The following is a 19,583-nucleotide window of genomic DNA, read 5'->3' on the forward strand; positions in this document are numbered from 1 at the left end:
GCCTTCCGGACCGCTACTTGACGGTGATCTGCGAGACGACGGGGCTGCCGGCGACGGCCGGGAGCGACGCGATCTTGTCGCTCGTCACGTACGAGTACTTGTCGAAGAAGGTCGGGACGACCGGGAAGTCCTCCAGGACGGCCTTCTGGGTCTGCGCGTAGTACTCGTTCGCCTCGGCCTGCGACCCGGCGGAGTCGGCCTTCGCGAGCAGGTCGTCGACGGTGTCGTTCTGGTAGTAGCCGGTGCAGGGTGCGCAGCCGCCGGCCGTGGTGAACAGGGCCCGGAGGGTGTTCTGCTGGCTGATGTACAGCGCGCCCCAGTGGCCGAAGTGCGGTCCCTCGATCTTCTTGTCCGTCAGTTCGGAGTAGTACGAGGCCCAGTCGGTGGTGGCCTTCGCCTCGGCGTCGACCCCGAGGTTCTGCCGGATCTGGTTCGCGTACGCCTGGTAGAGCGAGTCGAGGCCGTTGCCGCCCGGGTAGACGAGCGTGATCGTGCCGTCGAACCCGCCGGCCTTCGCGAGGAGCTGCTTCGCCGCTGCCGGGTCGAACTCGCAGGCGTCACCGCAGATGCCCTCCTGCGTGCCGGACATCGACGGCGGGGTGAGTGCGGTCGCGGGTTCGTACAGGCCGCCGTAGATCGCCTTGTTCACCTGCTTGCGGTTGATCGACATCGAGATCGCGCGGCGGACGTCGGCGTTCGAGTAGCGCTCGTCCCAGAGCGGGAAGCCGATGTAGTCGATGCCGGGGGCGTCGAACGAGTGCAGCTTGTCGCCGAAGTCGCCCTTCGCGCTGGTCATCTTGTCGGCGGGCAGGAACAGCACGTCGGCGTTGCCGGCGAGGACGTCGGTGTAGGCCGTGTTCATGTCGGAGTAGCTGCGGAAGGTGACGTCCTTCGTCGCGGGCTTCGTGCCCTCGTACCCCTTCCACGCGGTGACGGTGAACTCCTGGTTCGCCTTCCACGCCGCCTTCATCTCGTACGGGCCGTTGCCGATCGGCTTCTTGTCGTACGCCTTGAGGTCCTCGTACGCCGCCTCGGGCATCGGGTAGAACGCGGTCTGGGCCTGGCTGAGCTGGAGCGGGAACTGGCTGTCGGCGTGGGTGAGCGTGACCGTGAAGGTGTCGTCGCCGGTGACCTTCAGGCCGGACATCTCCTTGGTCTTCGGCGTCCCCTCCGCCGGGTTCAGGTCCGCGTACCCGACGATCGACGCCAGCTGACCGCTGTTCTCCCAGGCGTTCGGGCCGTACGCGGTCTGGTTCCAGGCCTTGACGTAGCTCTCCGGGGTGACGGTCTCGCCGTTCTGGAACTTCCACCCGTCGCGAAGGGTGATCGTCCACGTGACGTTGTCGCTCGACTCGACGCTCTTCGCGGCGACGTCGTGCAGCTTGCCCTTCGAGTCGGTCTGCGTCAGCGGTGCGAACAGGCTCTGCACCTGGTCGAACGCGACGGTCTGACGACCCGGGGTGAGGTGGTCGGGCTCGCCGGTGGCGTAGACCAGGCTGCCGCCCGATCCGCCCGACTGGTCGGCGGTGCCACTCGCCGAACAGCCGGCGGCCATGAGCACCACGGTGGTCGCTGCTGCCAGCGCGGCGATCGTCCTGCGTCGCATGAAGTCTCCTCGGGTCGTCGTTGAAGAGTGAAGCTAGGCCCGTCGGAGTCTCCGAGGCAATGGTTCTTTCAATGAACTCTGAAACTTTTACCGATCTGAAACACTCGGGAAACGGGAGCCGTCGCGCTCGAGGGACCCGGTGTGCCACGCTCGGACCATGCGACACACACCGCACTTCCTGATGACGGACGTCGACGAGGTGGAACGGCTCATCGACGCCCACCCGTGGGCCTCGATCGTGTCGCACACCGACTCCGGGCTCGTGGCGTCGCACTACCCGTTCCTGCTCGAGGCCACCGACGACGACGAGATCGTGCTCGTGTCCCACGTCGGCCGCCCCGACGAGGTCGCCCACGAACTCGGGCAGCACGAGGTCCTCGTCGTGTTCCAGGGCCCGCACGGCTACGTCTCCCCCGCCTGGTACCCGCCGGAACAGTTCGTGCCGACCTGGAACCACGTCACCGCGCACTGCTGGGGCACGCCGGAGATCCTGTCCGACGACGAGAACTTCCGGGTCCTCGGCGAGCTCGTCGACCACTTCGAGCAGGTCATGCCGTCGCCTGTGTCGTTGCAGGTCGACGAGGAGACCGCCCGACGGATGGCCAAGGGCACCGTCGGGATCCGCATCCGGGTCACCCGGTTCGACGCCCGCGCGAAGCTCTCGCAGAACAAGGCACCCGAGGTCGTGGACCGGATCATAGCGGGCCTCCGCGGGGACGGCCCCTACGCGTCGCCGGCGCTCGCCGACGAGATGGAACGAGCACACGCTGCGCGTGTCGACGGCCTGGAGGCGCGGTGAGGGAGATCCTGCTGCGCACCGTCCGGCGGGTGGGAACCTCCGGAGCCCCTGCCGACGTCCGCATCGTCGACGGTCGCGTCACCGAGGTCGCACCGGCCGGCACGCTCGACGCGGCCGGCCCCGACACCGACGTGCTCGAGGCGGCCGGCGCCTGGCTCGCGCCCGGCCTGGTCGACCACCACGTGCACTTCGACCAGTGGGCCCTCGTCCGTCGACGCGTCGACGTCTCCGGCTGCGACTCCGCCGAGGCGACCGCCGACCTCCTCGCCGAGGTCGCCCGCACCGGCGTCGCCGACCGCGTGCTCATCGGGCACGGCTACCGCGACGGGATGTGGCCCCGCCCCGCCCGACGCGAGCTGCTCGACCAGGCCGCGCCGCACCTCCCGGTCGTCGTCATCAGCGGTGACCTGCACGCCGTCTGGTGCAACGCCGTGGCCCTCGCGCACTTCTCGGAGCTCGTCGGGCGGCCGCTGGTCGCCGGCGAGGACGGGGTCCTGCGCGAGCAGGACGCCTTCGACGTGACCGGCGCGCTCTCCGTCGTGCCGGACGAGGTGCTCGACGGCTACGTCGCTGACGCCGTCGAGGCGGCGAGCGCCCGCGGACTCACGAGGATCGTCGACCTGGAGATGCGCTTCGGCCTCGACCGATGGGCCCGGCGGATCCACGCCGGGGCGGACGGGCTCCGGGTGTCGTCCGGCGTCTACCCGGTCGAACTCGACGCGGTGCTCGACCGCGGACTCCGCACCGGCGACGTCGTGCCCGGCACGCGCGGACTCCTCAGCATGGGGCCGTTCAAGGTCATCACCGACGGGTCCCTCGGCACCCGCACCGCAGCGGTCGTCGACGCGTACGGCGAACTCGGCGGCCACGGCGTGCTCACCTGGCCCCTCGAGGAGGTTGTGCCGATGGTCCGCCGCGCGGTCGACGCCGGGCTCGTGCCCGCGATCCACGCGATCGGCGACCGGGCGAACACCCTCGCCCTCGACGTGTTCGAGGCGGTCGGCGCCCGCGGCACGATCGAGCACGCGCAGCTGCTGGCCGACGAGGACTTCGATCGGTTCGCGCGGCTCGGCGTCGCGGCGTCCGTGCAGCCCGAGCACGCGATGGACGACCGGGACATCGCCGACCGCTACTGGGCGGGTCGCACCGACCGGGCGTTCGCGTTCGCGTCGCTCGACCGTGCCGGGGCCCGGCTGCTGCTCGGGTCGGACGCGCCCGTGGCGCCGCTCGACCCGTGGGTGTCGCTGGCCGCTGCCGTCGGGCGCGACCGGGACGGCCGTCCTGCCTGGCACCCTGCCGAGCGGCTCTCGGCGCTGACGGCGTGGCGTGGGTCGACCGACGGGCGGGTCGGTGTGGCGGTGGGTGACGTCGCGGACCTCGTGCTGGTGGCGGACGACCCGCTCGCGGCGTCGGTGTCGTCGGCGGCACTGCGGTCGATGCGGGTGCTCGCGACCGCGGTCGAGGGGCGGTTCACCCACCGCGAGGTCTGAGCTACTTCTGGTCCTTCGGGCACCAGTAGAGCTTGCGGCCGGCCATGTCCGCCATCCGGATCTCCGTGCCGCAGACCCGGCAGGGCTCCCCTTCGCGGTGGTACACCCAGTGTCGGTCCTTCCGGGAGCGCTTCGCCTTCTTCAGGTCCGCCTCGGACAGGCCGTCCATCGTGAGCATCAGGCCGTCGCGGACGCCGTCGTGCAGGAGCTTCGACCAGTCCGCCCACAGCGCCTTCGCCTGCTTCACGGTGATCTTCTTGCCCGGCTTGTACGGGTCGATGCGCTGCCGGAACAGCAGCTCCGCGCGGTAGATGTTGCCGATCCCAGCCACCACCGACTGGTCCATGAGCAGCTGCCCGATCGCGACGTTGCGCTTCCGGACGTTGTCGACGAAGGTCTTCTCGGCTTCCGGACCGTCGTCGTTGATCGGATCAGGGCCGAGCTTGTCGAGCGCCTGCTGCACCTCGGCCGGGGTCTCGACGACGCAGGCGGTCGGCCCGCGGAGGTCGGCGACGGTGTCCTCGGTGAGGATCCGCACGCGCACCTGGCCGACGGGGTCCGGCGGGAAGGACTCGATCGGGTCCTCGACCTTCTCCTGCTCGGCCATCCGGTACCGGGCGAGCCGCGGCGCCCCGATCGAGGCCAGGGACTCCTCGCCGTCGCCGTCCTCGGAGAGCTGTTCGGCGGACGAGATCACTCCCGCGAAGTCCCACGCCCCGTACAGGCCGAGGTGCACGCGGAGGAACAGGTCGCCCTCGAACTCCAGGAACATCTGCTTCGCGACCGCGCGGGCGGCGATCATCTTCTTGTCGTCGAGCTGTGCGGCCCCGGCGGCGAAGCGACCCTGCGGGCTGGACACCTCGCAGCGTTTGCCGACGAAGTGCCGGGAGAACTGGTTGGCGATGCGGTGGACGGAGTGACCCTCGGGCATTGCTCTTGTCTACTCGGTACCGCTGACCTACTGGTCGACCTGCTTGCCGGCGATGTGCCCCGTCGTCTCGTACTCGGCGAGCTGGGCGATGCGGCGGGCGTGGCGCTCCTCGCCCGAGAACGGCTCGGCGATGAAGAGGTCCACGAAGCGGATCGCCTCGTCCTCGGTGTGCTGGCGCGCGCCGATCGAGATGACGTTGGCGTCGTTGTGCTGCCGGGCGAGGAGCGCAGTGGACTCGTTCCACACGAGCGCCGCGCGGATGCCCTCGACCTTGTTCGCCGCGATCTGCTCCCCGTTGCCGGAACCGCCGAACACCACACCGAGCGCCTCGACGCCCGCGCGCTGGTCCACCACGACGGCGTGGGCGGCGTTGATGCAGAACGAGGGGTAGTCGTCGAGCGCGTCGTACTCGGTCGGACCGTGGTCCACCACCTCGTGCCCCGCTTCGGTGAGGTGCGTCGCGAGGGTCTTGTTGAACTCGAGGCCGGCGTGGTCCGTTCCGAGGTGGATGCGCATGGAACCGATCCTATTCCCGCGCGGGACCCGGTCCGGACGCGTGCTGCGCGTGCGTCGGCACGTCCGTCTCAGTGCGTGCGGACGACCACGACGACGTACCGCGCGGTGTCGTCGCCGGGGTTCCGGTAGACGACGTCGGCGGGTTCGCCGAGCTCGATCCGGTCCCCCGCGGACAGCCGTGTCGGCTCGCCGCCGACGACGACCTCGAGCACGCCGTCGACCACCCAGATGCAGTGCCGCAGGAACGCGTACGCGGACGCCGGGTAGGCCACTTCGCGGCCGGCCGGGAGGCGCACCTCGGTGACGTCCGCGGGGAACGTCGCACTCGAGACGGGACGACGCCGGTACCCGGTGTCGGGATCGGTCCAGGAGTCCGCGGTCGCGCCGCGCTGGACGCCGCGCGCCTCGTCGGGATCGGCCCCCCGCGGCACCTCGTGGTCGAGCGCTTCGTCGAGGAGCTGTGAGATCGTGAGCCCGAACGCTCCCGACAGTCGACCGAGGATCGTCGCCGTCGGGCTGGACACCCCGCGCTCGACGCGGTTGATCATGGCGCGGGAGACGCCGGACTCCTCCGCGAGCTCGGTGAGGCTCCACTTCCGCTCGGTACGGAGGCGCTGCAGGCGCTCGCCGAGTCGTCGCTGGTCGGCGTCATCGGGGCGCTCTCCCGTTTCCGCATCCGGCGCCACGTCGTCTACGATCTGAGACATGACGACAGCATATGCGACGAACACGGGCGGGCCGGTCGCCGTCCGGGACTGCGAACCGCGCGACCTCGACGTCGTGCACGCGCTCCACGTCGACGCCGTCCTGCACTCCACCGCCATCTGGCAGGAGGAACCGCACCCGCGCTCGTACTTCGACGACTGGCTCGCCGAGCGGCAGACCGACGGGTACCCCGTGATCGTGGCCGAGGTCGACGGGCGCGTCGCCGGGTACGCCACGTACTCGCAGTGGCGGCCGCACCAGGGGTACCGGCTGACCGTCGAGCACAGCGTCTACGTCGTCGAGGAGTTCCGCGGACGAGGCGTCGCCACGACCCTGATGCGCGCCCTCGTGGAGCGTGCGACGGCCGAGGGGCGGCACGTGATGATCGCCGGGATCTGCAGCACCAACACGGGATCGATCGCCCTGCACGAGCGGCTCGGGTTCACGACCGTGGCCGTGGTGCCCGAGGTCGGCCGCAAGTTCGACCGGTGGCTGGACCTGACGCTGATGCGGCTGCCGCTGGCCTGACGCGGCCGCCTCGCTCGCTGGTCTATCGCCCGCTGCCCCGTCGCGCCGTGCTCAGCCCTCGCTCGGCATCGGGACCGCGATCGGCGCTCGGGACGGCCGGAACGGCGGCGCAGTGTCACCATGCGCGACGGGACGGTGGTCGGCGAACCACGCGTACGCGACCGCTTCGTCGGGCTCGGCCGGACTCTCATCGAGGCAGTCGCTGCACCGCGCGCGCCACCCGTCGTCGTCGTGCCACCGGTGCGGGTGCCCCTTCGCCACCCAGTCCGGAGACCAGTTCACGTCGAAGGCATACACAATCTCGGCGGCGATCCCCCACGCGATGTTCTTGAGCGCCGCGTCCTCGATGCCCTTGCCCCACGAGAGCCAGCCGTTGCGGAGTTCCTCGAAGACGTTCTCCACGAGTAGCTCGTGGTTCTTGTCGTCCCATTCGTCACTCGAGGAGCGCACGACGACCGCGGGCGCGCTCGGGGTCGTTCGCGGCCCGGCATCGCGCGCTTGGTCGTCCTCGGCCTGCTCGGCGTTGTGCGTCCGCGCGTACCGCTCGCCGTCCGTCGTGTTCATCAACCACACCGAGTTCGCGAGGTCACCGTCAGACTCACCGGCCTGGGGCGCGCTGATGTAGCGGTCCCGGACGGACGCCATCCGCTCCGTGACGCTCCGCTCGGGTTCGACGAAGGCGAGCTCCGAACCGGCACGGACGAACATCCCGCTCGTCAGGAGGCCCCGACGGATGCCGACCTCGACGGTCCGCAGCGCCATCGCCCGGGCTCGGGTGCCGTCTGACTCGTGGTCGGTCCTCGCCATGCGGTGCAGCGCACGGAGGTCGGTGGCGCACCCGTTCCGGTTGAACTCCGTGAGCTCCAAGAGCAGCTGCTCCTCGGGAGTCCGGGGCGCCGGCTCCGTGCTCGGCGGCACGCCGGTGTCGTGCCGAACGCTGCGGCGCTGGACTCTGGGGTCCTCGGCGTCGACGGGAGGGATGACGTCGATGTACGCCTCATGACCGGGAAGCGGCTCCCGCATCGCGGCGATGGAGCCGTCCGGCATGGCGCGGACTTCCTCGGCGGGGAACGGGATGTACTCGAGACCGGCGTCAGACAACGATCTCATCCCCATGCGGTTCGATGACGTTGCCGTCTTCGTCCCAGATCCCTCCGAAACGGTCGTCGACGTGCGCCCACGGGTCCTGCCCGGCGGCCTCACGACCGGCTTCTTCCGCTTCGAAGACCTGCACTCCTCGAGGTGTTGCCGTGGCGAGGAGGTTCCAGACCGTGTCGGATCTCCCGTAGCGCACCGCAGCACGTTGGATGAGCTCGTCGACGTCACCGTGCCAGTTGGTCCAAACACCCCGGCCGGCTTCGTCCGCTTCGATCGAGCCGAGGCCGATCAGGTCTGCCTTGAGCAGCTCACGGAGGTACCCGAGGATCCGGACCTCCACCACGGCCTCCGGTTCTCGCGTCCGATCGGCGATCCCGATGTGCCATCCGTAGATGTCCACGCCGGTCTCGTCAGAAACGTCCGCGAGCAGTTGGTACGTCAGCTCGTTCATCGAGCCTCCTCGGGTAAGTCGTGCCGTGGTGAGTCCTTCGGGAGATGGATCTTGTACTTGCTGTTGCCACCGGCGTTGATCTCGATGGTCGGCCCGCCCGATTGGCTGTCGGGACGCCATTGCACGCGAGATCCGTCGGGGAGCTCGACTGACGTGGAGTCGGGAGCTCCGCCGTCCATCGGCTTGCCACCACGGGTGAGCTCCTTCCAGATGTCGACGAGCTCTTCCGGCGTGTCGACCTCTCCGACCGGCTTCTTCTTCGGAACTCTGCCGTACTTCCGTGCATGTTTGATTGCTTCCGCACCGGTCATCGGCCCGATGACATCGGTCATGATGCCAGCACCACCCGCCACCTCGCGCGGCTTGCCAGTGAGCGGATCGTGCGTCCACGCCCAGGCATCCCGGTCGGCCTGCGCCATCCGCTGCCGCATCGCACCCGCAGGCGTCTGCTGCTGCGTGTCGCCGCTCAGGCCGAACAGGATGCCGAGCAGTCCGAGCGCCGACAGGCCCCCGACCGCCGAACCGCTGCCCGCAGCAGTTCCGCCCGCGGCGCCGAGCCACGGCCACGGGAACTGGAACGGCGTCGACGGGAACCCCGGGAGCGGCATCGGTGCCACCAGGCTCGCAGTCCGGACGTCGGTCCCGTCCGTCGCGAGCCCAGCCGTCGACTCGCCACCGGAGATCGCGCGGATCCGTCCGGCCAGTTCTCGCTGCCACGACTGCCACTGCTCGTTCCAGGCGGCAACGGCCGCGCGGAGTGCGGCGTCCTCGATGGCGAGCGCGGGGACCTGCTGCCACGGCGTGGAGCTGGTGGGCGGTTCGGGGAGCGCCGCGTCGTGGCGAGCGACGGCCGCGTGCAGACCGCCGGCGAACGAGGAGATCCGCTCGGCGAGCGCCGCGCGGCTCGTTCGGAACTCCGCGAACTCGAACGACGCGTCGTCCAGCAGGCGATCGAGTCGATCGACGCTGTCGGCGAGGTCGTCGGCGACCTTGGTCGAGCGGTGTGTCATGGCGGGCATCGCGTCGCTCACGCCGGGCATCTCGAACGCCGCGGGCATCGCTGACCAGGACCGGTCGCCGTCCGAAGCGGTCGCGCGGACCTTCTCCGCGATGTCACGGAGCGATGCTGCGGCCGCGACGACCGATGCCATGTCCAGTCGGATCTCGTCGAGCGTCAGCCGCGATGATCGCGGTCACCGACGTGCCGCCCGAACCGTCTGGGTCGCCATGTGTGCGTCAGCCTCGTCGACGGCGGCGAGCGCGACTGCGCCGACGGTGCTGACGGCGTGCAGGTGCGTGCCGATCCTCGACGCGGTCCCGGTGCGTCCCGCGCCGAACGATGTCAGTGCAGCCGCGATGTCGGGCGACCCGCCCGCCGCCGCGGCGAGCGCGTCGAGCGCATCGCGCATCGCTGCGGCCTGCTGTGCGACGTTCGCCGCGGCGACGCGCACGTCCGCGACCGTCCGTTCGGACGCCCCGCGGTCGACGCGGTACGACTCCCCCATCGAGATCCCCATCGCCTGATACTTCACCGTACGCAAGCGACCATAGCAGGGACTGGAGGCGCGGTGCCAGCCCGCGCCGCGCCTCCAGTCCGACAGCGACAGCTGCGCGTTCGCGCCCCGCTCCGGACGTCGCGCCCCTGCACAACCGGGCGCGATGTTCGAAACGGGGCGCGGTTGTCGGATTGGAGGCGCGGTGCCAGCCCCCACCGTGCCTCCAGTCCGACAGTGACAGCTGCGCGATCGCGCCCCGCTCCGGACATCGCGCCCCTGCACAACGGGGCGCGATGTCCGAAACGGGGCGCGATTGTCGGACTGGAGGCGCGGTGCCAGCCCGCGCCGTGCCTCCAGTCCGACAGCGACAGCTGTCTCAGGCCGTGGTGTCGAAGATCGGGCCGACCGTGCGGGACCGCTTCAGCTCGAAGAAGGCGGGGACCTTCGCGACGGCGACGACGCCGTCCCACAGGTCGAGCGCTTCCTGGCCCTTCGGGGCCGGCGAGATCACGGGGCCGAAGAACGCGGTGCCCTCGACCGCGATCACGGGGGTGCCGACGTCCTGGCCGACGCGGTCGATGCCGTCCTGGTGGCTGACGCGCACGGCCTGGTCGACCTCGTCCGTCCAGGCGTACTCGAGCAGGTCGGCGTCGAGACCGAGCTCAGCGAGCACGGCGGGGACGACCTGCTCGGGGTCCTTCTCCTGGCGGTGGTGGATGTGCTCGCCGAGGGCGTCGTAGAGCGGCTTCACGATGTCCTGACCGTGCCGGAGCCGCGCCGCCGTGACGATGCGCGGGTACAGCTGCCCCTTGTGGATGCGCTCGCGGTACTCGTCGGGGATGTCCTGGTCCTCGTTGAGGACGAACAGGCTCATCACCTTCCACGTGACGTCGAGGTCGCGGTGCTGGGCGACCTCACCGACCCAGCGGCTCGTCATCCAGGCCCAGGGGCAGTTCGGGTCGAACCAGAACTCCACGGTGGTCCGTCCACCCGTGGTGCGTTCGGTCGTGTTGTCCACAGTCGTCTCGGTCACGATGCGACTGTACGCGTGCTCGCTAGGCTGGAGTCGACCGTCCCGCCGGTGCACGACGCCGTGCCGGGACTCCCCCACGCGGACACCGATCGTCCGCGTCCGCAGCGAAGATGGAGCGTCCGTGCCCGGAGAGAACCTCACCCGAATCGAAGCCCAGGAACGTGCCGCGATCGTCGACGTGCAGACGTACGACGTCGAGCTCGACCTGACGCGTGGCGCCGAGACGTTCGGCAGCAGCACGCGCGTCCGGTTCACGGCCACGCCGGGTGCGTCGACGTTCATCGACGCGATCACGAAGACCGTGCACTCGATCACGCTGAACGGGACCGCGCTCGACGTCGCCGCCGTGAACGACGGCGTGCGCATCCAGCTCGACGGCCTGCAGGAGCAGAACGAGCTCGTGGTCGTCGCCGACGCGCTGTACACGAACACGGGCGAGGGCCTGCACCGCTTCGTCGACCCGGTCGACGACGAGGTGTACCTGTACTCCCAGTTCGAGGTGCCCGACTCGCGCCGCATGTTCGCGGTGTTCGAACAGCCCGACCTCAAGGCCGAGTTCTCCTTCACCGTGACTGCGCCGTCACGGTGGCAGGTCGTCTCGAACTCCCCGACGCCCGAGCCCCACGTCGACGGCGAGATCGCCACGTGGGCCTTCACGCCCACGGCCAAGATCTCCAGCTACATCACCGCGCTCGTCGCCGGCCCGTACGAGGTCGTCCGCGACGAACTGACCAGCCGTGACGGCCGCACGATCCCGCTCGGCGTCTTCGCGCGCAAGTCGCTCGCCGAGTACCTCGACCCCGAGTACGTGTTCGACATCACGAAGAAGGGCTTCGCCTACTACGAGGAGAAGTTCGACGTCGCGTACCCGTTCGAGAAGTACGACCAGCTGTTCGTCCCGGAGTTCAACGCGGGCGCGATGGAGAACGCCGGCGCGGTCACGTTCACCGAGACGTACGTGTTCCGGTCGAAGGTCACCGACGCGATCAAGGAGCGCCGGGTCGTCACGATCCTGCACGAGCTCGCGCACATGTGGTTCGGCGACCTCGTCACGATGAAGTGGTGGAACGACCTCTGGCTCAACGAGTCCTTCGCGGAGTGGGCCTCCACGATCGCGACGGCCGAGGCCACCGAGTGGACCGAGGCGTGGACGACGTTCCAGGCGATGGAGAAGTCCTGGGCCTACCGCCAGGACCAGCTCCCCTCGACGCACCCGATCGTCGCGACGATCAACGACCTCGAGGACGTGCAGGTCAACTTCGACGGCATCACCTACGCCAAGGGTGGCTCGGTCCTCAAGCAGCTCGTGGCGTGGGTCGGCATCGACGCGTTCTTCGCGGGCGTCTCGGCGTACTTCAAGAAGCACCACCACTCGAACACCGAGCTCCGCGACCTGCTCGTCGAGCTCGAGGCGACGAGCGGCCGTGACCTCTCCGAGTGGTCGAAGCTCTGGCTCGAGACCGCCGGGGTGAACACGCTCCGCCCGGAGATCGAGGTCGACGAGTCCGGCGTCATCACGTCGTTCGCGGTCCTGCAGGAAGCGCCGGCGGACTACCCGACGCTCCGCCCGCACCGTCTCGCGATCGGCGTCTACGCGTTCGCGCAGGACGCCGAGGCACCGTTCGGCGCCGACACCGCGTCGGCCGGCGGCAAGCTCGAGCGCGCACACCGCGTCGAGATCGACGTCGACGGTGCCCGCACCGAGGTCCCCGAGCTCGTCGGCGTCCACCGTGGCGACCTCGTGCTCCTCAACGACGACGACCTGGCGTACGCCAAGATCCGCCTCGACGAGCAGTCCCGCCGCACCGCGATCGAGCACCTCGCCTCGATCGCGAACCCCCTCGCCCGCTCCATCGTCTGGGGCGCGATGTGGGACGCCACGCGTGACGCGGAATCGCCCGCGAGCGACTACGTCCGACTCGTCCTCGGCAACATCGCGACCGAGACCGAGTCGACGACGATCCGCACGACCCTGTCGCAGCTGCTCCTGACGACCCGCAACTACGTCGCGCCGGCCAAGGTCGACGCGACCGTCCGCACCGTCGGCGACACCCTGTGGAACCTCGCCTCGAGCGCCGAAGCGGGCTCCGACGCGCAGTTCCAGTTCGTGAAGTTCTTCGCGCAGATCGCTTCGACGCCGGAGCACGTCGCCACCCTGAGCGGGCTGCGCGACGGCTCGGTCACGCTGAACGACCTGGAGGTCGACACCGACCTCCGGTGGGAGCTGCTCGAGGGCCTCGTGCTCGCGGGCGCTGCCTCCGGCGCCGAGGTCGACGCCGAACTCGCCGCGGACAAGACCGCGTCGGGCGAGCAGGCGGCCGCGCGTGCTCGGGCGACGATCCCGACCGCCGAGGGCAAGCTCGCCGCGTTCTCGTCGCTCGTCGACTCGTCCGAGCTGCCGAACGCGATCGTGCGGCAGACCACGGTCGGGTACCAGCACGTGAACAGCCCGGTCGTGCTCGAGGGCCTGGTGCCGAAGTACTTCGAGGTGCTCACGCGCATCTGGGCCGAGCGCAGCTACCACATCGCCGACACCATCGTCACGGGCCTCTACCCGGCGCCGCTCGCGTCCGCCGAGCTCCGTGACGCAGCGGTGGCGTGGCTCGAGCAGCACCCGGAGACCCCGGCGCTGCGGCGCATCGTGTCCGAGGGCCTGGCCGGCACCGAGCGTGCCCTCCGGGTGCAGGCAGCGGACGCCTGAGCATCGGGTGACCATCGGCGGGGTCGTGGCGTTCCTCAGGGGACGCCATGGCCCCGCCCTTTAGCATCGACCGGATCATGACCTTGGCTGCACAGACCGACGACGTCTCGAAGTGGGCGTCGAACGCATTCACCCAGTTCGTCGACACGTGGCAGGCGCCGATCACGATCGTGATCACGATCGTGGCGGCGATCATCCTCCGGTTGATCCTGCGACGGATGATCAAGCAGGTCGTCGACCGCGTCGTCAACGGTGTGAAGAAGCGACAGGGCGCCGCCGACACGCAGGCCCTCATCGCGTCTCCCATCCAGACGGCGCGCGTCGTCCAGCGCACCCGGACGCTCGGCAGCGTGCTCGAGAACCTGGCGACGGTCGTCGTCGTGGCCGTCGCGCTCATCATCATCGTCACTGCCGTGTGGCAAGGCGCCGCCGTCGGCATCGTCGGTGGTGCCTCCCTCGTCGCCGCCGGCCTCGCCGTCGGCGCCCAGAGCATCGTGAAGGACCTGCTGTCCGGCGTCTTCATGATCCTCGAGGACCAGGCCGGCGTCGGCGACGTCGTCGACACCGGGCAGGCCACGGGCGTGGTCGAGAACGTCGGGCTGCGCGTCATGCAGATCCGCGACGTGAACGGCATCCTGTGGTTCGTGCCGAACGGGCAGATCCTGCGCGTCGGCAACCTGTCGCAGGGCTGGTCGCGTGTCCTCGTCGACATCACCGTGCCGTACGACACCGACATCGACGCCGTGCAGGACGCCCTGCTGAAGGCGGCGGTCACGATGTCGCAGGAGCCCCGGTGGCGCCAGCGCATCGTCGAGAAGCCGGAGATCTGGGGCCTGCAGTCCATCACCGACGCGGGCATGGTGTTCCGCCTCGTCGTGAAGACGCGGGCCTCGGAGCTCGACGTCGTCGGCCGCGAGCTCCGCATCCGACTGAAGCACGCCGTCGACGAACTCGGTGTGACGCTGCCGGCGATGGCGATGATCATGCCCGCGGGCTGGGAGAACGCCACCTCGATCAACGGCCTCCGCACCGTGCGGACGCAGCCGACGCCGGCGCCGACGAAGCCCCGGCGCGGCCGCAAGAACATCCTCGGTCAGCCGATCCGGACCGACGAGCCCGACGCCGGGAAGGACCCGCAGTGACCGAACCGACCCCCGCCGAACCCACTCCCGCCGCACCGAGCCCCGCCGCACCCACCCCGCCCCTCGGCACCGTGCCTGCCCAGCCGATCACCCTCCGCGTCGGCGAGCACGGCGCTTCGGCGACCGGCTCGCTCTACGAACGCATCGGTGGCGCCCCCACCTTCGACCGGCTCGTCCGGCGCTTCTACGAGGGCGTCCAGCAGGACGAGGTCATCTGGCCGATGTACCCGGCCGACGACCTCGAGGGTGCGATCTGGCGCCTCTCCGCGTTCCTCCAGCAGTACTGGGGTGGCCCCGGCACGTACAGCGAGGAACGCGGCCACCCGCGCCTGCGGATGCGCCACATGCCGTTCCGCATCACCTCCGAGGCACGCGAGCGCTGGCTCCACCACATGCGTGACGCCGTCGAGTCGCTCGGTCTGGCGCCCCTCGACGAGGCCGAGCTCTGGGCCTACCTCGACCGCGCCGCGCACGCGATGACGAACACGTTCGACTGACGTCCGAGCGCTGCCCCTTGACGGTCGGCTCCGACTGGTCATAACCTCTCCACACCATTCCGCAACGTCCTTGCGGAATGGTGTGGTCCGGGCACGGCGCCCACTCCCGAGGGCCGCGACGCCTCATGAGGAGAACCATGCAGGTCGTTCCGAAACTCGCCGCCGTCGGAGCCGGGGTCGCCCTGCTCGCCGGGGCCGTCCTCCTGCCGCACACCGCTGACGCGGCGAGTGGCAACCTCGTGTCGAACCCGGGATTCGAGACGGGGACCACGAGCGGCTGGGTGTGCTCCGGCGCCTCGGTCGTCTCCACGCCGGTCCACTCCGGTGCGAAGGCCGTGTCGGGTACGCCGACCTCGTCGGACACCGCGCAGTGCTCCCAGACGATCGCCGTGCAGCCGAGCACCTCGTACACGCTGTCCGGCTGGGTGTCGGGCAACTACGTGTACCTCGGCGAGAGCGTCTCGGGTGCGAGCACGTGGACGTCGAGCTCGGGCTACCACCAGCTGTCCACGACGTTCACGACGGGGGCGTCCCAGAAGAGCGCCACGGTGTACGTCCACGGCTGGTACGGCCAGGGCACGTACTTCGCCGACGACCTCACGCTGGCCGGACCGGCCGGTGCCGGCGGCACGCCGACCACCACCCCGACGGCGACGCCGACGCGAACACCGACACCGATGCCCACATCCACGCCCACTCCGACGCCCGGCACCGGGACCGGCGCGGCCGCGCAACTCCCGAAGCACACGCTGACCGGCTACTGGCAGGACTTCGACAACGGCGCGAAGGCACTCAGGCTCAGTGACGTCCCGACGAGCTACGACCTGATCGCGGTCGCCTTCGCGAACGCCGACCCGTCCAAGCCCGGCGCGGTGAGCTACTCGGTCGACCCCGGCCTCTCCACGAAGCTCGGCGGCTACACGGACGCCCAGTTCACCGCCGACGTGGCGACGGTCCACGCTCGCGGACAGAAGGTGATCGTCTCGGTCGGTGGGCAGAACGGCACGATCTCGGTGTCGGACAGCGCTTCGGCCGCGAACTTCGCCGCGAGCGTCGACTCGCTCATGAACACGTTCGGGTTCGACGGCGTGGACATCGACCTCGAGAACGGGGTCAACCCGACGTACATGGCGCAGGCGCTGCACACGGTCGCGGCGAAGCACCCGGGCATGATCATCACGATGGCCCCGCAGACCATCGACATGCTCAGCACGTCGTCGGACTACTTCGCCCTCGCACTGAACATCAAGGACGTCCTGACGATCGTGCAGACGCAGTACTACAACTCCGGGTCGATGAACGGGTGCGACGGCGGCGTCTACGCACAGGGCTCGGTCGACTTCGCGACGGCGCTCGCGTGCACCTCGCTGCAGGGCGGCCTGCGCGCTGACCAGGTCGGACTCGGCTTCCCGGCGTCGACCAGCGGCGCCGGCAGCGGGTACGTCGCGCCGGGCGTCGTGAACAACGCGATGACCTGCCTCGCGAAGGGCACCGGTTGCGGCTCCTTCGTCCCGTCGGCGAAGTACCCCGGGCTCCGCGGCGCGATGACCTGGTCGATCAACTGGGACGCTTCGAACGGGTACGCGTTCGCGAACGCGGTGCGACCGGTGCTCAACGCGCTCGGGTAGCGACGAACGGGGCTGACGCCCCACCGGACTGGAGGCACGTGGCGGCGCCGCCACGTGCCTCCAGGCCGTCTTGTGGTCGCGTCAGCGGACGTAGGACCCGTCTGCCAGGTCCTCGAGCAGGGACGGACGGGTCGGGTCCCACCCGAAGGCGGCGCGCGCGTGCGCGCCGGACGCTTCCTGGTGCATGAGCAGGGCGTCCGCGTAGACCGCGCCGAGCCGTTCCCGGCTCGCGTCGACGCTCTCGGCGACCACGGGGGAACCGTGAGCGCCGGCCTCCGCGATCTCGCGGACCGTCGGGTTGTCCCCGGTCGCCGCGAGCACGTAGCCGTCCTGCTCGCCACGGTGCAGTGCGAGGACGTAGAGCTCGCCGAGGTCGTCGATGTGCACGGTCGACCACCGCTGCGAGCCGTCGCCGACGAGTCGGACCTCGTGCTCGCCGTCGCCGTCGCCGTCGCCGACGAACATCGCGGGGATGCCGGCGCCGCGCCCGTAGACGATGCCAGGGGCGACGATCGTAGTGCGGACGTCGCTCGCACGGACGACGGCCTCGTTCGGACCACGCCACGCGGTCATGGCCGGCGGCGACGCGGGCGACTGCTCGGAGATGTCCGTCGAGTCGCCGAAGGTGAAGATCCCACCGGTGTGCACGAAGGGCTTCGGGGTGCCCTCGAGCGCCTCGAGGACGGTGGCGATGAAGGACTCGTCGACGCTCTGCGCGGACGCCGTGTGCACGACGGCGTCGGCCTCGTGCGCGAGACGACGGACCACGTCGGTGTCGGTGACGTCCCCGACGAGCGCCCGCCCGCCGGCGTCCCGGACCGCCTGCGCTTTCTCGTCCGTGCGCACGAGGGCCGTGACCTCGAGCCCGTGGGCGACGAGGGCGCGGAGGACGGAGGAACCGATGTAGCCGGAGGCGCCGGTGAGGAAGACGTGCATGCCACCAGCCAACCACGCGGCGTCCGGAGAATGCAGCCTAGAGGTTGAGGGTCCAGGCGCGCCGCTTCACGAGGACGTGCCCACGGCTGGTCGTCAAGCGGCTCCACGGTCCGGTCTCGAACAGCCGGACGGGGTCGTGTCCCAGGAAGCCGAGACTCTCCCCCGCGAACCCGGCACCGGCCGGCACGTGCTCGATGCCCGCGACCGGACGGCCCCACACCTCGGCGCGGATCTTCCGGACGATCGCCTCGCCCGCGTTCGACGGCACGGCGTCGGCGACCTCGGCGATGCCGTCCCGCGCTGCGCGGCGGAGGTGCTCCGGCGAGACGTCCGGCAGCGGCACCCATCCACCGCGGGGCGGGGAGATGGCAGCCCACGTCACGGTGTGCACCTCGTGCGGGAGCTCGACCTCGATCGGGGTGGCACGGGTCGGGTCCGCACCGTCGGCGTGCTCGGCGTCGTGCGCCTCGGCCAGCACCCGCAGGCGCTCCTGCAACGAGGCGAGCGGCACGACGGCGTCGATCGTGGCCGGCTGCGCGAGCGAGAACGTGCGGAGACCGAGCACCGTCGGCAGTTCGTCGAGCAGGCCGAGCGGGTACAGGATCGCCGTGTACACCGCCAGCACGCCCGAGTCCGCGATCAGGCGGACGGACCCGTCCTCGATGCGGGCGGCCCGTCCGAGGTAGGTGCGGAGGTCTCCGTGGGAGGCTGCGTCAGGAAGCGTGAACGAGGTGCCCATGTCACCGCAGAGCCTACCGGGCGCCGCTGTCAGCGGCGGCTGGGCGACCTCACGGTCGGCTCCCGGCCGGTGCCGGGTGTCCGCCGATCCGGACCGACGACGCTGGCGTGCATGGTGCTCCTGCTCGCGAACCTCGTCGTGTCCGTCCTCGTCGCCACCACGGCCCTGGCCGTCCCGAGCATGGAACGGCGGGTCGCGATCCTGCTCGGCCTGGGCGGTGCGACGACCGCGAACTTCCTGTTCTGGGTGGTCGCCCCGACGATGTGGACGAACCTGCTGAGCGCCTGGGTGTGCAGCGTCGTCGGCGCGCTGCTCGCCGTCGTCGCCTGGGGTGTCGTGCGGTCGGTGGTCACCGCGGCCCCCGCACGGCGTCGTTCGTAGCGGGCTCGTGCCCCGGCTCGTGTGAGACTGCTCGTGTGAACGGCGAACCGGACTTCCTCAGCACCCTCCGACTCGAGGACACGGGTGCGAGCACCGGCGAGACGATCCTCACCGGTGCGAGCCACTGGTCACCCGGCGGCCGCGTCTTCGGCGGTCAGGTCCTCGCGCAGTGCATCGTCGCCGCGCAGTCCACCATCGAGGACCGGGCCATCCACTCGATGCACGGGTACTTCCTCCGCCCCGGCGACATCGACGTCCCGATCACGTTCGGCGTCGAGCGCATCCACGACGGCCGGTCCTTCGCGGCACGCCGGGTGCAGGCGTACCAGCGCGGCGTCCCGATCTTCTCGATGATCGCGTCCTTCCAGCGGCCCGACGACGGCGTCGAGCACCAGGACCCGTTCCCCGTCGACGTGCCCTCGCCGGAGTACCTGCCGTCGGCGGCCTCCATCCTGTCCACGATCGACCACCCCGTCGCGCGGGCATGGGCCGAACGCTCGATCGACCTCCGACACGTCGAGGGACCGGTGTTCGTCGACGTGCAGGGCGAGCACGTCCCGCACCAGGCCGTCTGGTTCCGGGTGGAGGGCGACCTGCCGGAGGACCCGGCGCTGCACCGCGCGGTCCTCGGGTACGCGAGCGACCTGTCGATCCTCGAGCCGATCATGCGTCGGCACGGGGTGGCCTGGGGGACGCCCGGGGTCAAGAGCGCGAGCCTCGACCACGCGATGTGGTGGCACCGCGACGGTCGTGCCGACGAGTGGGTGCTGTACACGCAGGAGTCCCCGAGCGCACAGGGCGGTCGGGGACTCGCGTTCGGCCGGATGTTCTCGCCGGACGGTCGGCTGCTGGCATCGGTCGCGCAGGAGGGCATGATGCGCATCCCGCGCTGACGCCGTCCCGTCG

The 19,583-nt window shown here is 70.3% G+C and carries 20 protein-coding genes; 9 read left to right on the forward strand and 11 right to left on the reverse strand.

Going from position 1 to position 19,583, the window contains the following annotated elements:
* Positions 1-13: 13 nt before the first annotated feature.
* A complete protein-coding gene (locus tag ABIC61_RS13525) occupies positions 14-1,606 on the reverse strand; it encodes a peptide ABC transporter substrate-binding protein (protein ID WP_354030318.1) in 1,593 nt (530 codons plus the stop codon).
* 157 nt (positions 1,607-1,763) lie between these two features.
* Here ABIC61_RS13525 and ABIC61_RS13530 point away from each other — a divergent pair, with 157 nt between their 5' ends.
* Positions 1,764-2,405, forward strand: coding sequence for an FMN-binding negative transcriptional regulator (locus ABIC61_RS13530; RefSeq protein ID WP_354030319.1), 642 nt, complete (start codon positions 1,764-1,766; stop codon positions 2,403-2,405).
* 29 nt (positions 2,406-2,434) lie between these two features.
* Entirely contained in the window at positions 2,435-3,895 is a 1,461-nt protein-coding gene (locus ABIC61_RS13535) for an amidohydrolase (RefSeq protein ID WP_354030320.1), read from the forward strand.
* Between the two features lies 1 nt (position 3,896).
* On the opposite strand, the gene ABIC61_RS13540 is transcribed toward ABIC61_RS13535, so the two are convergent.
* The 3 genes from ABIC61_RS13540 to ABIC61_RS13550 all read right to left on the reverse strand — a co-directional run bounded on the left by ABIC61_RS13540 (position 3,897) and on the right by ABIC61_RS13550 (position 6,049).
* Positions 3,897-4,826 carry an Fpg/Nei family DNA glycosylase gene (locus tag ABIC61_RS13540; protein ID WP_354030321.1) on the reverse strand — a complete coding sequence of 310 codons (930 nt, stop codon included), beginning with the start codon at positions 4,824-4,826 and terminating at the stop codon, positions 3,897-3,899.
* A 27-nt stretch (positions 4,827-4,853) separates the two neighbouring features.
* Entirely contained in the window at positions 4,854-5,342 is a 489-nt protein-coding gene (locus ABIC61_RS13545; RefSeq protein ID WP_354030322.1) for a ribose-5-phosphate isomerase, read from the reverse strand.
* Between the two features lie 68 nt (positions 5,343-5,410).
* Positions 5,411-6,049 (reverse strand): helix-turn-helix domain-containing protein, encoded by a 639-nt coding sequence (locus ABIC61_RS13550; RefSeq protein WP_354030323.1) that lies wholly within the window; start codon positions 6,047-6,049, stop codon positions 5,411-5,413.
* Between ABIC61_RS13550 and ABIC61_RS13555 the strand changes: the two genes are divergently transcribed.
* Positions 6,048-6,575 (forward strand): GNAT family N-acetyltransferase, encoded by a 528-nt coding sequence (locus ABIC61_RS13555; RefSeq protein WP_354030324.1) that lies wholly within the window; start codon positions 6,048-6,050, stop codon positions 6,573-6,575. The two genes, ABIC61_RS13550 and ABIC61_RS13555, sit on opposite strands and share 2 nt — an antisense overlap.
* Before the next feature lie 51 nt (positions 6,576-6,626).
* Here ABIC61_RS13555 and ABIC61_RS13560 read toward each other — a convergent pair whose 3' ends face one another.
* From ABIC61_RS13560 to ABIC61_RS13580, 5 genes are all read right to left on the reverse strand, one after another.
* Positions 6,627-7,676 carry a hypothetical protein gene (locus ABIC61_RS13560; protein WP_354030325.1) on the reverse strand — a complete coding sequence of 350 codons (1,050 nt, stop codon included), beginning with the start codon at positions 7,674-7,676 and terminating at the stop codon, positions 6,627-6,629.
* Positions 7,669-8,124 carry a hypothetical protein gene (locus ABIC61_RS13565; RefSeq protein WP_354030326.1) on the reverse strand — a complete coding sequence of 152 codons (456 nt, stop codon included), beginning with the start codon at positions 8,122-8,124 and terminating at the stop codon, positions 7,669-7,671. Before ABIC61_RS13565 ends, ABIC61_RS13560 begins: the two co-directional genes overlap by 8 nt.
* The gene (locus ABIC61_RS13570; RefSeq protein ID WP_354030327.1) at positions 8,121-9,275 is read right to left on the reverse strand and encodes a hypothetical protein; all 1,155 of its coding nucleotides are present in this window, start codon (positions 9,273-9,275) and stop codon (positions 8,121-8,123) included. The genes ABIC61_RS13565 and ABIC61_RS13570 overlap by 4 nt, the downstream gene beginning before the upstream one ends.
* Before the next feature lie 42 nt (positions 9,276-9,317).
* On the reverse strand, positions 9,318-9,641 hold the full coding sequence (locus ABIC61_RS13575; protein WP_354030328.1) for a hypothetical protein: 324 nt from the start codon (positions 9,639-9,641) through the stop codon (positions 9,318-9,320).
* A 355-nt stretch (positions 9,642-9,996) separates the two neighbouring features.
* The gene (locus tag ABIC61_RS13580) at positions 9,997-10,557 is read right to left on the reverse strand and encodes a mycothiol-dependent nitroreductase Rv2466c family protein (RefSeq protein WP_354030346.1); all 561 of its coding nucleotides are present in this window, start codon (positions 10,555-10,557) and stop codon (positions 9,997-9,999) included.
* 217 nt (positions 10,558-10,774) lie between these two features.
* Here ABIC61_RS13580 and pepN point away from each other — a divergent pair, with 217 nt between their 5' ends.
* The 4 genes from pepN to ABIC61_RS13600 all read left to right on the forward strand — a co-directional run bounded on the left by pepN (position 10,775) and on the right by ABIC61_RS13600 (position 16,621).
* On the forward strand, positions 10,775-13,354 hold the full coding sequence (gene pepN / locus ABIC61_RS13585) for an aminopeptidase N (protein WP_354030329.1): 2,580 nt from the start codon (positions 10,775-10,777) through the stop codon (positions 13,352-13,354).
* 77 nt (positions 13,355-13,431) lie between these two features.
* Entirely contained in the window at positions 13,432-14,496 is a 1,065-nt protein-coding gene (locus ABIC61_RS13590; protein ID WP_354030330.1) for a mechanosensitive ion channel family protein, read from the forward strand.
* A gap of 86 nt (positions 14,497-14,582) precedes the next feature.
* On the forward strand, positions 14,583-14,993 hold the full coding sequence (locus ABIC61_RS13595) for a globin (RefSeq protein ID WP_502908811.1): 411 nt from the start codon (positions 14,583-14,585) through the stop codon (positions 14,991-14,993).
* A gap of 137 nt (positions 14,994-15,130) precedes the next feature.
* Positions 15,131-16,621: a chitinase gene (locus tag ABIC61_RS13600; RefSeq protein ID WP_354030332.1), complete on the forward strand. Its 1,491-nt coding sequence runs from the start codon at positions 15,131-15,133 to the stop codon at positions 16,619-16,621.
* Between the two features lie 81 nt (positions 16,622-16,702).
* On the opposite strand, the gene ABIC61_RS13605 is transcribed toward ABIC61_RS13600, so the two are convergent.
* Complete coding sequence (locus ABIC61_RS13605; protein WP_354030333.1) at positions 16,703-17,557, reverse strand: NAD(P)H-binding protein; 855 nt, start codon at positions 17,555-17,557, stop codon at positions 16,703-16,705.
* A gap of 37 nt (positions 17,558-17,594) precedes the next feature.
* On the reverse strand, positions 17,595-18,296 hold the full coding sequence (locus ABIC61_RS13610) for a DUF8185 domain-containing protein (protein ID WP_354030334.1): 702 nt from the start codon (positions 18,294-18,296) through the stop codon (positions 17,595-17,597).
* A gap of 111 nt (positions 18,297-18,407) precedes the next feature.
* On the opposite strand from ABIC61_RS13610, the gene ABIC61_RS13615 reads away from it, so the two are divergent.
* Both ABIC61_RS13615 and ABIC61_RS13620 read left to right on the forward strand, forming a co-directional pair.
* Positions 18,408-18,677: a hypothetical protein gene (locus ABIC61_RS13615; protein WP_144754921.1), complete on the forward strand. Its 270-nt coding sequence runs from the start codon at positions 18,408-18,410 to the stop codon at positions 18,675-18,677.
* A gap of 35 nt (positions 18,678-18,712) precedes the next feature.
* On the forward strand, positions 18,713-19,570 hold the full coding sequence (locus ABIC61_RS13620) for an acyl-CoA thioesterase (RefSeq protein WP_354030335.1): 858 nt from the start codon (positions 18,713-18,715) through the stop codon (positions 19,568-19,570).
* The last annotated feature ends 13 nt before the right edge of the window (positions 19,571-19,583 follow it).

The organism is Curtobacterium sp. 1544 (genome assembly GCF_040544915.1).
GTDB lineage: Bacteria > Actinomycetota > Actinomycetes > Actinomycetales > Microbacteriaceae > Curtobacterium > Curtobacterium pusillum_C.